This is a genomic window from Nocardia sp. NPDC056100, from assembly GCF_042266325.1.
In the GTDB taxonomy this organism is placed as follows: domain Bacteria; phylum Actinomycetota; class Actinomycetes; order Mycobacteriales; family Mycobacteriaceae; genus Nocardia.
On the sequence record NZ_JBHJVY010000008.1, the window covers coordinates 128997 to 142156 of the forward strand.

A 13160-nucleotide genomic window follows, 5' to 3' on the forward strand; every position below is an offset into this window, starting at 1 on the left:
CATCCGCTCACGGGTGGTCTTCGGCGGTCCCGGCGGCGAAGTGGCGGCGATAGCGTTCCGGTGTGGTGGACAGGCGGCGAGTGAAGACGCGATGCAGGGTCTCGCCGTGCCGATAGCCCACGGCCCGCGCGATGGCGGTAATGGTGAGTTCGGTGGATTCCAGCAGGCGGCGGCCCGCCTCGATGCGCAGGTCCTCCACGAATGCCGCCGGGGTGCTTCCGGTTTCGAGCCGGAAGGCGCGCGCGAAATGCCGTTCGCTCATACCGGCGCGCTCGGCCAGCATCGCCACCGACAGATCCGCGTCGAGATGGTCGGGCAGCCACTGCTGCACCGCGCGAATCGCCGGGGTGCGCGCGGGCTGGGCGCGCAATTGCGCACTGAATTGCGCCTGGCCGCCGGATCGCCGCGTGAAGACGACGAATGCCCGCGCGATCTCCTGCGCCAGTTCCCGCCCGTGATCCTCCTCGACCAGTGCGAGCGCGAGATCGATTCCGGCGGAAACACCCGCCGAGGTCCATCGATTGCGATCGTGCACGAAGATCCGATCCGGCTCCACGGTCACGCGCGGATAGGTCCGCGCCAGCCGCTCGGTCGTACCCCAGTGCGTGGTGGCCCGATACCCGTCCAGCAACCCCGCCGCCGCGAGCAGCAGCGCACCCGAACACACCGAGGTCACCCGCCGGGATTTCCGTGCCAGCGCGGGCAATTCGCACACCACCTCGGCGGACACCGGCCCGGAAATCCAGCCGCCGACCACCACCAGCGTGTCGATCTCCGCCGCCGAGGCGGCCAGCTCGTGCAGCGAATGCTCGACCGCGAGGGTCAATCCCCCGGCCGCCTTGATCGCCCGGCCGCCCGGCGAAGCCGTGATCAGCCGGTATTCCTCGCGTTCGACCAGCGCGTTGACGAAGACGAAAACATCCATCGGCCCGGCCAATTCGACCAACTGCATGCCCTCGTAGACAACGAAGACAACAGTCCGCGGCTCGCCCATCCCGCCATCATCGCAGTCCGGACGCCCGTCCGCCACGGTCAGCGGGTGACCGTGACGGCCGTCGAATTCCACCTCACCCGACGCGGTCGAACCCGGCATCCCGGGCAGGCGTCGCGTATCGCTCCAGGAATGGAAGCAACACCGCGGCAACACGATCGGGGAACTGGGCATGCGGGTAATGCCCGCCGTTCTCGACCATCACCACCCGCCCGACGCCCTCCGGCATAGCCGCCACAATGGCGTTCGCCTCGGCCTCGGGATCCGCGAAATCCGGATCCGCCGCCCCCACGATCACCAGTGCCGGGCACCGGACATCGGCCAACCGCGCATGCGCGTCCGCCGGGGTCGTCCGCCCCGTCTTGGCGAACTCCTCCCATCGCTCGGGCCGCCGCAGCACACCCTCCAAATCCGCGAGATACCCCTCGTAATCAGCCGGTTTCGTCGGATACGCGAGATCCAGATACCGCCGCCACCAAGTAAGCGACTTCAGCATCGAGGTGAGCCCGAGCCGCACCATCCCCCGCCGATACCGACGGCTGGTGACCATCGCCCCGACATGAAAGTCCTGAGTCAACGTAAACGGCCCGATCTCGACAATCCCCGACACCAGCCCCGGTTCCCGCGCCGCCGCAATGGTCGCCGACCCACCCGAAAGCGAATGCCCCACAATCACCGCAGGCCCCCCGAAATGCCGAATCACCCCCAGCAAATCCCCCGCCACATCGGCCCGGCTGATCGCCGCCTCCCCCGTCACAGAAGGCCAGTCGACACTCGACTCCCCATGCCCCCGCATATCCACATTCACCACCCGATACCCCGCCCCGGCCACCACCCCAACCAAATGCCGAAAGTCCTGCCGCACAGTCCCCATCCCATGCGACAACACCACCAACGGCCCCTCCCCCACCACATCACAAGCCAGCGTCCCGTACCCCAAGTCCACATACTCGGTCATCATCATTCCCTTCCAGCAATGGCCGCCTCCGCGACCTGCTGAAAGTGAACGCCGAAACCTCCCCCGAGCCGATGCCCGAGTCCGAATCAGTCAGTCGCCCGTCCGTTTTCATCAGCCACTGACCATTTGGGCATAGCGCTCCCGCCATGGTCGAGCAGCCATCAGCGGACGGAGCGGATAAGTCCCACGGCCTCGGCCATGTCGTAACGAGAGATCAACAACTCCAACATCTCCTCGATCGTCCGGGGCGGGTTGCGATACCGACCTGACATCGCCTTGATCGCACGCAGAGCCGCATCAGGCGAAACCGAGACCGTATCCGCGGCGAACTCGGCCGGTCGCAGAATCTGAATCTGTTCCGGCACTGCAGATCTGGGAAAATGCCGTATGTTGTCGGTCACGATCGCACCGGCGTTACCCACGACCGCAGCGGCCAGTACATGTTCGTCATAGGGGTCAGGAAGGCCGAAGGTACCCTCGTACGGTTCCCAGTTCTCCACGAGGGCATCATCGAATGCGGACTTGACGGTCGCGATCAAACGACGCGTACGCACCTCGGCAGTCCTCGGATCTTCCCCTCGATCAACAAGTTTGGCAGCCTCGCAGTGTTCCAACTCCGCAAGGATCGGTTCCGACCACAGTGGCCGATACAGTCCTTCCACAGCAAGGGACAGCAGGAAGTCGCGTTGCAGACTCGGCCAGAGCACACAGGTATCCAGCACCACGGCAAACACCTATGGCCACCTCAGCCCTTGGCCTTTCGCCGTTCTGCGACTAGGCGGCGGGCCTCATTGAGCCGCTGCCGGATCTGCTCGGGATCCTCGTCTCCGGTGATGTCAACCGAGGTAGTCGCCAACGCGTCGTACTGGCGCTGACGACGCGCTTCCCGGTAGTCGAGCACATCATCGAGCTTCAGGCGATGACGTGTCCCGATCCGTTCGGCCGGCAACTCGTTCTTCTCGATGAGCCGCTTGACGGTCGGGCGACTGACGCCGAGGAGATCGGCGGCCTGCTGTGAGGTCAGCGTCATATTCCGCGGTGCGACCGTGACCGCCTTACCCGCCAGCAGCGCCGCGACTACTTGTTTGAGCGCCTGATGCACCTCACGCGGCAACTCGATCCGGTCGTGTTCGATCGCACCGACCAGCGCATAGCTGGGCTTCGCATCGGTACCCCACCGCCGCTCATGCGCCTCGAGGAAGCTCAAAATAGGCGCCAACTGCTGGGCATCGGCCCCTGGAATGAACGTCCTCTCCTCCAAAGCCTGCGAACCCATGCCGCACCTCCAAGCGCCAACCGACCCGTTCGAACGTTTCAAAACCATGTTCGAATCTTTCGATTATCGTCCCACGCCGTCAGCCCATTGTCGAGTACCACCTGGTCAAACCATGTAGACAGTCACGAACCACCCCATCCCCGGCGACACGAATGGCTGTTCATCGCTGACGAGCTCGCCGGTCGTCGTCAGACGATCGCATCACCGAATCCGTTGTGGCGGCGCATGCTTGGATGGCGGGGTGAGTGATGAGTGTTTTCGGGTGATCGAGGCTGTTGCGATGGCGGAGGTCATGCCGCGGTGGGCGTTGCGGTTTCCGCAGTTCGACACTGTGGTGGGGTATTCGGATTTGGGGCATGTGTTTCTGGCGAAGCGGAGTAGCGGGGAGCACGGGGTGCTTTATCCGTATCGGGATGCCGCGAAGAACTATGGAGTGTTCGGGAGTACCGGGGAATTCGTTGACACCATTGTTCGTGATGAGTACTTCACGAAGGTGATCATGCTGGCCGAGCATGCGGCGGCGATCCGGGAGCGGCTCGGGGAGCTCGGGCCGGGGCAGGTGTATTTCCCTGTTCCGTACCCGTTTCTCGGTGGCACCGAGGATGTGCACACCTATGAGAGCGGCGATGTGTGGGTTTTTCTGGATATCGTCGGGCAGTTCATGGGGCAGGAGGCCGCACCGGCCGCGCGGCGGTGGCCGTGGTCTCGGCGTAAATGAGCAGTGCCCGAAAACCCAAGTGTGGCCTGGGTTTTCGGGCGGGGGACCCCGGGGTCAGCGGGTGGCGATGATGGCGGAGCCGTGGCCGAAGAGGCCCTGGTTTACCGCTATGCCGGCGCGGGGGTTGTCTACCTGGCGGCCGTCGGCTTGGCCGCGGAGTTGCCAGGTTAGTTCGCAGATTTGGGCGATGGCTTGGGCGGGGATGGCTTCGCCGAAGCAGGCCAGGCCGCCGCTGGGGTTGACGGGGATGCGGCCGCCGAGAGTTGTTGCGCCGCTGCGCAATAGTTCTTCGGCTTCGCCGGGCTTGCAGAGGCCGATGTCCTCGTACCAGTCCAGTTCGAGGGCGGTGGAGAGGTCGTAGACCTCGGCGAAGGACAGGTCCTCGGGGCCGATGCCCGCCTCCTCGTAGGCCGCGGCGGCGATGGCGGAGCGGAAGGTATTGCCCGAGGGCTCCACCGCCACAGCGGAATCGGTGGCGAAATCCGGAAGGTCCAGCACGGTCTTCGGGAAGGTGGGGGTGACCGTGGACAGTGCGCTGATGCGGACCGGGTCGGCGATGCCGTGCCGGCGGGCGTAGTCCATGGACGTCAGCACGAGGGCCGCGCCGCCGTCACTGGTGGCGCAGATGTCCAAGAGCCGCAACGGATCCGAGACGATGGCCGAGGCGGCGATCTCCTCCGCGGTGACTTCCTTGCGGTAGCGGGCGTAGGGGTTGTTCAAGCCGTGCTTGGCGTTCTTCACCTTGACCGCGGCGAAATCGTCGAGCGTCGCACCGTGCAATGCCATGCGGCGGCGGGCGTACAGCGCGAAGTAGATCGGATTGGTCGCACCCAGCAGATGGAAGCGCAGCCAATCCGGATCATCGCGGCGCTCACCGCCGACCGGCTGGAAGAACCCCTTCGGCGTGGTGTCCGCGCCGATCACCAGCGCCACATCGGTCAACCCGGCCAGAATCTGCGCACGCGCGTTGGCGATCGCCTGCGCACCCGAGGCACAGGCGGCGTAACTGCTGGAGATGCGCGCACCCGACCAGCCCAGTGCCTGTGCGAATGTCGCGCCCGCGACGAATCCGGGATACCCGTTGCGAATGGTGTCCGCACCCGCGATGTAACCGACATCGAGGTGGTTCACCCCCGCGTCCGCCAAAGCCGCACGCGCCGCGACCAACCCGTATTCGACGAAGTTGCGACCCCATTTGCCCCACTGGTGCATACCCGCACCGAGGACGGCGATATCGCGATCGTTGTCAGTCATTGACCGGCCTCCACATCCACACCGTGTGCTCCGCTTCCTCGTCCTCGTACAGCACGCCAACGGTCAATTCGACCGGCATGCCGACGGCGAGATCGTCCACGCTGAGCCCGCGCACCACCTGCCCGAGAATCACCAGCTTCTCGACCTCGAGCTCCACCGCCGCGACCACATACGGTTCGAACGGATCGGCGGAGACATAGGGCGGCGGCGGCTTGTACCGGGCGTCCGCGTACGACCAGATGCGGCCGCGGGTGGAGAACAGGTATTCGGCGAGCTCGGAACCGTCATGCGGTCCGGTGCACTGCGGATTGCGGCAGGCCAGCGTGTTCTTCGGGAAGTACGGTGTGCCGCAGTCATTGCAGCGTGTTCCCACGAGCCGCGTCACACCGTCATCCGTGGTGAACCAGTCGGCCACGGCGGGGCGTTGTTCTTTCTGCACAACCCGACCGTATAGGAACACGTTCTACTTTGGGGACGAAATCCGCTCCGGCCGCGCTCGCCCGGAGGTACGGTGGACGCGGATTGAGGAGTATCACACCGCGATGGGCACCAAAGCTATTGACCCGCAGTCGATCCGCAATGTCACGATCATCGGCGACCCGAATGAGACGGCATGCGTGGCACACCGCCTGCACCGCGATTCCGGCGATCGAGGCACCATCCGCTGGCCCGCGGACCAGGCCGAGTACACGATCCGCATCACGGAACTGTCCAGCCGCACCCCCAACGCCGAGCTGGAACGCTCGATCCGAGTGGCCGACGGCCTGATCGCGGTCGTCAACGCCGCGACCCGCCGCGATCCGCGCCTGGAAACCGTGCTGCGCATCGCCGATGACCATCAGGTCGCCAGACTCTGCCTGATCAACGGACTCGACCAGCCCGGCGCGGATTTCGACCGCTGGATGCACACCATCGCCGACATCCACGGTGCGACACCGCTGGCGTTGCACGTCCCGCTCGGCGTCGGCGCGGAGTTCCAGGACATCATCGACCTATTCCCGATGTGGGCCGATTCCACCGAGATCCCCGCCGAACAACTGCATCGGCGCATCCGCCGCCGCACCCGCATCGGCGATGTGGTGCCCATCCTGTGCGACGCCCCGGGCAATGCCCCGCTGCTGGACGCCATCGTCCGATACCTGCCGTCGCCCATGGATGTCTGCCAGCCCGAGCACGCCCTCGACTACTGAATCGTTCAGCACACCTAAACCGCTGTTGCGCAACCGATCATTGTTCGCACATCACCCGTCCCGAATCCTTGGAAACGCGGTTTTCAAGTGAGATGAGGAACGAGCCCCCGTGCAGAAGATCTATTACGCGGCACACACATACATGATCGTCGGCGTCATCAGCGGCCTGGTCTACCGCGAAATCACCAAATGGCAGGACTTCACCGGCGACACCCAGCTCGCCGTGGTGCACACCCATCTGCTGGCCCTGGGCATGCTGTTCCACCTCATCGTGCTGGCGCTGGAGAAGGCGTTCGGCCCGAGCGACGGAAAACTGTTCGACTGGTTCTTCCGGATCTACAACGCCGGTCTCGTCCTGACGGTCACGATGATGACCGTCCACGGCATACAAACCGTCTTCGGCGCGAAGACGAGCGCCGCGATCTCCGGCCTGGCGGGCCTCGGGCACATCACCCTCACCATCGGTTTGATCCTGTTCTTCATCAACCTCGGCAAACAGGTCTCCGGTGCGACAGCACGCCCCGATAACGCATCGCAACTGCACGATCAGCCCGCCTGATCTCGAAGGAGAGAGTCGAAAATGCTTGCCATCACCCAGGATTCGTTCGGCGGACCCGAGGTATTGAAGCTCGCCGAGGTATCCCGGCCCGAACCCGGGCCCGCCGAAGTACTCATTCGAGTGCACGCGATCGGCGTCAATCCGACCGATTCGTGGCATCGAGCCAGTGGCGGACTCGCTGGCGGCGAGACGCCGATTCGCCTGGGCTGGGACGTATCCGGGGTCATCGAATCCGTCGGCCCGGGCGTCACCATCTTCCAACCCGGTGACGAGGTATTCGGCCTGCCCCGGCATCCGCATCCGGCGGGCACGTACGCGCAATACGTGACTTCCCCTGCGCGACATGTGATCCGCAAACCGTCGCGACTGACGCATACCGAGGCCGCGGCACTGCCATTGGCCGCGCTCACCGCATGGCAGGCGCTGGTGGACACCGCCGACCTGCGACCCGGGCAGCGCGTTCTGATCCATGCCGCGGCGGGCGGCGTCGGCCACCTGGCGGTCCAAATCGCCAAGGCGCGTGGCGCATACGTGATCGGCACGGCCAGATCGGCCAAACACGATCTCGTGCTCGGACTCGGGGCGGATGAGGTAATCGACTACACCGCAGTCGATTTCACCACCATCGCCCGCGATATCGACGTGGTCCTGGATACCATCGGCGGCGAATACGGCCCCCGTTCGCTGACAACCCTGCGGCCGGGCGGCATCCTGGTCGCGCTGGCCTCCCCCGCCGAGGCATACCTGGCCGAGCAGGCGCGCCCGCTCGGCTCGCGCGCCGCGTTCATGATCGTCGAGGCCGATCGGGCGGGCCTGCATGAAATCGCCGCCCTCGTCGAAAACGGTTCGCTGCGACCGCATATCGATACCGTCCTGCCGCTCGAATGGGCCGCCGAAGCACACGCACTCGGCACCAGCGGCCGCACCTCCGGCAAGATCGTCCTCACCGTCGACTGACCGTCCGGCGGCCACCTCGAGGGGGCGCGCGCATACCGGGCGACCACATCGGATCGCCCGTGCAGCGCGCCGATACCGCCGGACCGGCACCGCGCTGGCTATCATCGCCGCATGTCGCCGCGACCGCAGAGCCATCGCGCCGCGGGCGCGGCACGACGCGCACTGCTGCTGGACGCCGCCATCGACGTGATCGCCGAGGGCGGGGTCAAGGCGGCGACTCATCGGGCCATCGCCGCGCGCGCGGGCGTACCGCTCTCCTCGACCAGTTATTTCTTCACCTCGATCGACGAATTGATCGCGGCCGCAATGGATGTGGCGGCGACCCGGCTGATCGGCAATATCCGGCAGCTGGCATTGGAGCCGACATCGCGGGAATCCGCACCGCAGGTGATCGACCGCTACCTGGATCTCTTGATCGGCGATGCCGCGCAGACCGGCGCGACCGGCGCGGAGAAGCTTTCACAGCTGACGCTGTATTTGCAGTGCCGCCACGATCCGGCGCTGCGCCCGATCGCGCAGCGGTTGATCACCACCTATGAAGAGGTAACCGAGTCATTGCTCGAGAGTCTCGGGGTGCCCGATGCGCATTTCCGAGCGCGCGTGATCATGGCGTTCATCGACGGTGCGGCATTGCAGAATGCGGTGTGGTCGCGCGGTATCGAGGATCTCGACTTCTTCCGCCGGGCGATCAAAGCGCTCATAAATAGCACCCCTGAGCAGGACTGATACTGCCTTTCCCCAGGTCGGATCGGTGTGATCAGCGCGACCCGCAAACATCGGACATTTGTCCGATGTCTTGGTAAAGTTGCTGGTGAATCGCTATGAGAAGAAGGAACCTCAACGGAAAGGCATTCTCATGAAGATCGCGATCATCCAGCACCTGCCCGAACTCGACTACCCCATCAAGGAGCGCCTCGAGCGCGCCTGCGCCCGCATCGAATCCCTGGCCGACCAGAACATAGACCTGATCATGCTGCCGGAGGAATGGCTCGACGGCGCTTTCATGGACGACATTCAATTCGCCGAACAGCACACCCTCGACGGCTGGGCCTTCACCCGCATCGGCGAATCCGTCCGCCGCGTCGGCGCGTACGTCCACGCGGGCACCTTCCAGGTGAAGAACGACGACGGCGGCCTCCCCTTCAACACCGCGATCTTCTTCGCCCCCAACGGTGAAATCCGCACCCGCTACGACAAAATCCACCTGCACGGCAAGTCCTACGCCTCCGTCTCTCCCGAGGACAAGGCGCGCTACCTCGGTGGCGCCAGCGAAGTCCACAAAGCCGAACCCCAAACCAACGGAAGCAAACTCGTCGTCCAAACGGTAACTCTCCCGCACAGCGGCCGCGACGTCACCTTCGGCTTCAACACCTGCGCCGACATCACCTACGGCGAACAGCAACGCGCGCTGGTCGACATGGGCGCGGACGTCCTACTCCTATCGGCCGCCTGGCCCACCGAATACGCCCACGCCTGGGACCTGCTCCCCGCCACCCGCGCCCTGGAGAACTGCGTCTTCGTCCTGGCCGCCAACAATCGCGGCCAACAGGAAGCCCTGGAGCTCTACGGCAACAGCATGGTCATCAACCCCTTCGGCAAGGTGATCGCCCGCGCCGGAAAGACCGACGAGGTTCTCATCGCCGAACTCGACCTGGACCAGGTCAAGGCCGCGAACATCATCGGCGGATTCAAACAGGACCGCGCGGTGGCGGAAAGCTTCGCGGGCAAAATCTGAAGTCACCCGTCCGTCCCTGTCGAAATCAGCCGTGCCCGTTCGTATAGGGGTGAGCCCGGTGCTGTGCCGGGCCTTCGGAAGGAGCGGATATGAGCGGCATTGTCGCGGTGGTCAGCGTGACCCTGGATGGGGTCATGCAGAGCCCGGGCCGGGCGGATGAGGACACGCGAGGCGGGTTCGAGGCAGGCGGATGGGCCGGGGGTTTCGCCGATGCGGTGCAGGGGCGGGTCATCGGGGAGCACATGTCCGCCAGGGAGCGGGCGCTGCTGTTCGGGCGGCGGACCTATGCGGATTTCTACGGGTATTGGCCGGAGCAGCGGGACAATCCGTTCACCGATGTGCTGAACAAGGCCGAGAAATTCGTGGTCTCCCGCACGCTGAGCGAACCGCTCCCATGGCAGCATTCGACATTGCTCTCGGGTGACGCCGTCTCCGCGGTGCGGCAGTTGCGGACCGCGCGGCCGGAATTGGATCTGGTGGTGCTGGGCAGCGGGGCGCTACTGCGTTCGCTCATGGGTGCGGGGATGATCGACGAGTATCTGCTTCAGATCCATCCGCTGGTACTGGGGACGGGGCAGCGGTTGTTCGACGGTGTCGATCTGGGCGAGCTGCGGCTGGTCGAGAGTGTCACCACGACAACCGGTGTCATCATCGCCACGTACCGGCCCACGGCGGAGGAGTCGCGGTGAAACAGTATCTGCTCGGCATCTATCAGCCCGATGACACCGATCCACCGGACAATCTCGACGAGATCATGCGTGATCTCGAGGCGCTCAACGACGAGATGCGCGACGCCGGAGCCTGGGTGTTCGCGGCCGGTCTGCATGCGGCCAGCACCGCAACCGTATTGCGGGCCAACGGTTCCGAGGTGCTGATCACCGACGGCCCGTATGCCGAAGGCAAGGAGCATATCGGCGGGTTCACCATTATTCGGGCGGCCGATCTCGATGAGGCGCTGGCATGGGGACGCCGACTGGCCCGCGTGGTGACGCTGCCGATCGAGGTGCGCCCGCTCCAGGACGGCTGAAATGAGTTCCGCCGCAGTCGATATCGCGATGATCGAGACGGTGTTCACCGAACACTACGGTCGCGCCGTCGCCAGTCTCATCCGCGTCTTCGGCGATGTCGATATCGCCGAAGACGCGGTGCAGGACGCGTTCGCCACGGCCGTATCACGGTGGCCCACAGCGGGATTGCCGCCGAGCCCGCCCGGCTGGATCATCACCACCGCACGCAATCGCGCTGTCGACCGGCTGCGGCGGGAAACCGCCGGACACGATAAATACGCCCAGGCCGCACTCCTGCACGAACGCGATGAACCGGTCGAGACCGAGGTGGTGCCCGACGATCGCCTGCGCCTGATCTTCACCTGCTGCCACCCCGCATTGGCCCCGGCCACGCAGGTGGCGCTCACGCTCCGGCTCCTGGGCGGCCTGTCCACAGCCGAACTGGCGCGCGCCTTCCTGGTACCGGAATCGACCATGGCGCAGCGCATTACCCGCGCCAAAGGCAAGATTCGCGACGCCCGAATCCCCTACCGGGTGCCCGCGCCCGCCGAATTGCCCGCACGCCTCGATTCGGTGCTGGCGGTGCTGTACCTGATCTTCACCGAAGGCCACACGGCAACCTCCGGCGAGAAGCTGACCCGCGCCGATCTGTGCGCCGAAGCCATCCGCCTTACCCGCGTACTTGTGGAGATCCTGCCGGGCGAACCGGAAGTCTGGGGCCTGCTCGCCCTCATGCTCCTCACCGATTCTCGCCGCGCAGCACGCACCACCCCCGACGGTTCGCTGGTCCCGCTGCCGAAACAGGACCGCTCCCAATGGAATCGGGCACAGATCGAGGAGGGCCAGGCGCTGGTCCGAAAATGCCTGCGCCACAACGCTCCCGGGCCCTACCAGCTACAGGCCGCGATCAACGCCGTACATGCCGACGCCCTCGACCCCGCCCACACCGATTGGGCCCAGATCCTGCGTCTCTACGACCATCTCTCCGCTCTTGCCCCCGGCCCGATAGTCGCCCTCAACCGAGCCGTCGCCCTGGCGGAAGTACACGGACCGCGATCAGCGCTCGATGTCCTCGATGAACTGAATCTCCAGCAGCACTACCTCTTCCACGCCATTCGCGCCGACCTATTCCGCAGACTCGACAACCACGCTGAAGCCGCACACGCCTACGATGCGGCCATCGACCGCACTCGCAATGACGCCGAACGCGCCTTTCTGATCACTCAGCGCGATGCGCTCGGCGCGCCACCCGGTGCGTGACATCGCAAGTCAGAGAACACCGTGCCGGGGCGGTGGCGTGCCATTGAGGATGTAGCGCCCGATGTGCTGAATCTTCCACCGCACCGGATCGTGCAGGGTGTGGGTGCGGGCATTGCGCCAATGTCGGTGCAGGTTCAGCGAATCCAGGGCCGAGCGGGTACCCGCCACCTCGAACAGGGCGTTGGTGACGTCCAGTGCGGCGCGGTCGGCGGCGGACTTCGCGGTGGCCACGGCGATGGACGCGGCGGCTGCGCTGTCATCATCCAGGGCGGCGGCCGCCTCGTCGATGGTGCGGCCCGCGACCGCGAGCAGGGCCTCGGCGGCGCGCACCGAGACCTCCAGTTCGCCGAAGCGCTGCACCGTCAGCGGATCCTCGTGGGCGTGCTCCACACCGGCTTCGAACCACGGGCGGCTGCGGGTGCGCACGAAATCGACGGCCTCGGTGAGGGCCGCGCGGGCGATACCGGCGTCGATCGCCGTATGGAGTACCTGGGCGCGAGCACCGTACAGTTGCGGTCCGGTGAAGGTGAGATGGTGCGGGACAACGTGATCCGCCGGGACCCGGACGCCATCCAGTTTCACGGTGCCGCTCGCGGTGGTGCGCTGGCCCATACCGTCCCAGTCGTCGACGACCGTCAGACCCGCGGCATCGGCGGGGACGAAGGCCACCTCGATCCGGTCCTCGTCATTCTTGGCCAGCACCGGAATCCAATGCGCGAAAAGGGCTCCGGTGGAATAGGACTTCACACCGTCGAGCACGTACCCGCCCTTGGGATGCGGCCGCAGCCGAGTGCGGTAGTCCTGCACATGTTTGGTGCCGACTTCGGACTGCGCGTTGCCGAATCGCCTACCCGCCAGCACTTCCGCGAAGAGCAGCCGCCGCAGCGATTCGGTCCCGTTCTGCCGCAGCGCGTTCACGTACACGAAGTGGCTGTGCGGAATCTGCGCGATATTGGGATCACCGGCCGCGAGCAGCCGGAATACCTCCGTCACAACCGAAGTCGGCAGATCCGCGCCGCCGTATTCACGCGGCACCGTGATGCCGAGCAGACCGCTGCCCGACAGCTCATCCAATTCCGCCGACGGCAGTTGCCGTCGGGCGTCCCGCTCGCTCGCACCGGCGGCGAATCGGGCGGACAGTCGCGCCGCGACCGCCAATGCCTCGGCGGCGTCGGCGATCACGGGCACGGTCACCGGACGATCGGCAATCTCGGTCATCGCACCCACCGGGCAGTTTCGGTCATTGCTTGTCCTT

At 65.5% G+C, this 13160-nt stretch carries 16 protein-coding genes; 9 read left to right on the top strand and 7 right to left on the bottom strand.

What is annotated here, in order from left to right; translation table 11 throughout:
• Positions 1-7 precede the first annotated feature (7 nt).
• The 4 genes from ACFC0O_RS44460 to ACFC0O_RS44475 form a co-directional block, all read right to left on the bottom strand.
• On the bottom strand, positions 8-1093 hold the full coding sequence (locus ACFC0O_RS44460) for a GlxA family transcriptional regulator (RefSeq protein ID WP_375968351.1): 1086 nt from the start codon (positions 1091-1093) through the stop codon (positions 8-10).
• On the bottom strand, positions 1068-1949 hold the full coding sequence (locus ACFC0O_RS44465) for an alpha/beta fold hydrolase (protein WP_375968352.1): 882 nt from the start codon (positions 1947-1949) through the stop codon (positions 1068-1070). Before ACFC0O_RS44465 ends, ACFC0O_RS44460 begins: the two co-directional genes overlap by 26 nt.
• A 161-nt stretch (positions 1950-2110) precedes the next feature.
• Positions 2111-2683 (bottom strand): PIN domain-containing protein, encoded by a 573-nt coding sequence (locus tag ACFC0O_RS44470; RefSeq protein ID WP_375968353.1) that lies wholly within the window; start codon positions 2681-2683, stop codon positions 2111-2113.
• A gap of 11 nt (positions 2684-2694) precedes the next feature.
• Positions 2695-3225 carry a helix-turn-helix domain-containing protein gene (locus tag ACFC0O_RS44475; protein WP_375968354.1) on the bottom strand — a complete coding sequence of 177 codons (531 nt, stop codon included), beginning with the start codon at positions 3223-3225 and terminating at the stop codon, positions 2695-2697.
• 262 nt (positions 3226-3487) lie between these two features.
• On the opposite strand from ACFC0O_RS44475, the gene ACFC0O_RS44480 reads away from it, so the two are divergent.
• Positions 3488-3943 carry a T6SS immunity protein Tdi1 domain-containing protein gene (locus tag ACFC0O_RS44480; RefSeq protein WP_375968355.1) on the top strand — a complete coding sequence of 152 codons (456 nt, stop codon included), beginning with the start codon at positions 3488-3490 and terminating at the stop codon, positions 3941-3943.
• A 54-nt stretch (positions 3944-3997) separates the two neighbouring features.
• Here the strand turns inward: ACFC0O_RS44480 and ACFC0O_RS44485 are convergent, their stop codons facing one another.
• Together ACFC0O_RS44485 and ACFC0O_RS44490 are read right to left on the bottom strand one after the other, a co-directional pair.
• Positions 3998-5197: a lipid-transfer protein gene (locus ACFC0O_RS44485; RefSeq protein ID WP_375968356.1), complete on the bottom strand. Its 1200-nt coding sequence runs from the start codon at positions 5195-5197 to the stop codon at positions 3998-4000.
• A complete protein-coding gene (locus ACFC0O_RS44490; protein WP_364640349.1) occupies positions 5190-5612 on the bottom strand; it encodes an OB-fold domain-containing protein in 423 nt (140 codons plus the stop codon). Before ACFC0O_RS44490 ends, ACFC0O_RS44485 begins: the two co-directional genes overlap by 8 nt.
• Before the next feature lie 127 nt (positions 5613-5739).
• Between ACFC0O_RS44490 and ACFC0O_RS44495 the strand changes: the two genes are divergently transcribed.
• From ACFC0O_RS44495 to ACFC0O_RS44530, 8 genes are all read left to right on the top strand, one after another.
• Positions 5740-6387 carry a GTP-binding protein gene (locus tag ACFC0O_RS44495; protein WP_375968357.1) on the top strand — a complete coding sequence of 216 codons (648 nt, stop codon included), beginning with the start codon at positions 5740-5742 and terminating at the stop codon, positions 6385-6387.
• A 109-nt stretch (positions 6388-6496) separates the two neighbouring features.
• On the top strand, positions 6497-6946 hold the full coding sequence (locus tag ACFC0O_RS44500) for a DUF2871 domain-containing protein (protein ID WP_375968358.1): 450 nt from the start codon (positions 6497-6499) through the stop codon (positions 6944-6946).
• 21 nt (positions 6947-6967) lie between these two features.
• A complete protein-coding gene (locus ACFC0O_RS44505; protein ID WP_375968359.1) occupies positions 6968-7903 on the top strand; it encodes an NADP-dependent oxidoreductase in 936 nt (311 codons plus the stop codon).
• A 111-nt stretch (positions 7904-8014) separates the two neighbouring features.
• Entirely contained in the window at positions 8015-8629 is a 615-nt protein-coding gene (locus ACFC0O_RS44510; protein WP_375968360.1) for a TetR/AcrR family transcriptional regulator, read from the top strand.
• A gap of 130 nt (positions 8630-8759) precedes the next feature.
• Complete coding sequence (locus ACFC0O_RS44515; protein ID WP_375968361.1) at positions 8760-9638, top strand: carbon-nitrogen hydrolase family protein; 879 nt, start codon at positions 8760-8762, stop codon at positions 9636-9638.
• Between the two features lie 89 nt (positions 9639-9727).
• Complete coding sequence (locus ACFC0O_RS44520) at positions 9728-10327, top strand: dihydrofolate reductase family protein (RefSeq protein WP_375968362.1); 600 nt, start codon at positions 9728-9730, stop codon at positions 10325-10327.
• Complete coding sequence (locus tag ACFC0O_RS44525; protein WP_375968363.1) at positions 10324-10665, top strand: YciI family protein; 342 nt, start codon at positions 10324-10326, stop codon at positions 10663-10665. The genes ACFC0O_RS44520 and ACFC0O_RS44525 overlap by 4 nt, the downstream gene beginning before the upstream one ends.
• A 1-nt stretch (position 10666) precedes the next feature.
• Positions 10667-11905, top strand: coding sequence for an RNA polymerase sigma factor (locus ACFC0O_RS44530; RefSeq protein WP_375968364.1), 1239 nt, complete (start codon positions 10667-10669; stop codon positions 11903-11905).
• Positions 11906-11914: 9 nt separating this feature from the next.
• Here the strand turns inward: ACFC0O_RS44530 and ACFC0O_RS44535 are convergent, their stop codons facing one another.
• A complete protein-coding gene (locus tag ACFC0O_RS44535) occupies positions 11915-13123 on the bottom strand; it encodes an SfnB family sulfur acquisition oxidoreductase (protein ID WP_375968365.1) in 1209 nt (402 codons plus the stop codon).
• Positions 13124-13160: the final 37 nt, after the last annotated feature.

Bases quoted from the DNA above. Each gene is read 5' to 3' on its own strand.
- ACFC0O_RS44460 (WP_375968351.1), bottom strand. From the start codon at position 1,093: ATGCCGGGTTCGACCGCGTCGGGTGAGGTGGAATTCGACGGCCGTCAC.
- ACFC0O_RS44465 (WP_375968352.1), bottom strand. From the start codon at position 1,949: ATGACCGAGTATGTGGACTTGGGGTACGGGACGCTGGCTTGTGATGTG.
- ACFC0O_RS44475 (WP_375968354.1), bottom strand. From the start codon at position 3,225: ATGGGTTCGCAGGCTTTGGAGGAGAGGACGTTCATTCCAGGGGCCGAT.
- ACFC0O_RS44485 (WP_375968356.1), bottom strand. From the start codon at position 5,197: ATGACTGACAACGATCGCGATATCGCCGTCCTCGGTGCGGGTATGCAC.
- ACFC0O_RS44495 (WP_375968357.1), top strand. From the start codon at position 5,740: ATGGGCACCAAAGCTATTGACCCGCAGTCGATCCGCAATGTCACGATC.
- ACFC0O_RS44505 (WP_375968359.1), top strand. From the start codon at position 6,968: ATGCTTGCCATCACCCAGGATTCGTTCGGCGGACCCGAGGTATTGAAG.
- ACFC0O_RS44510 (WP_375968360.1), top strand. From the start codon at position 8,015: ATGTCGCCGCGACCGCAGAGCCATCGCGCCGCGGGCGCGGCACGACGC.
- ACFC0O_RS44515 (WP_375968361.1), top strand. From the start codon at position 8,760: ATGAAGATCGCGATCATCCAGCACCTGCCCGAACTCGACTACCCCATC.
- ACFC0O_RS44520 (WP_375968362.1), top strand. From the start codon at position 9,728: ATGAGCGGCATTGTCGCGGTGGTCAGCGTGACCCTGGATGGGGTCATG.
- ACFC0O_RS44530 (WP_375968364.1), top strand. From the start codon at position 10,667: ATGAGTTCCGCCGCAGTCGATATCGCGATGATCGAGACGGTGTTCACC.
- ACFC0O_RS44535 (WP_375968365.1), bottom strand. From the start codon at position 13,123: ATGACCGAGATTGCCGATCGTCCGGTGACCGTGCCCGTGATCGCCGAC.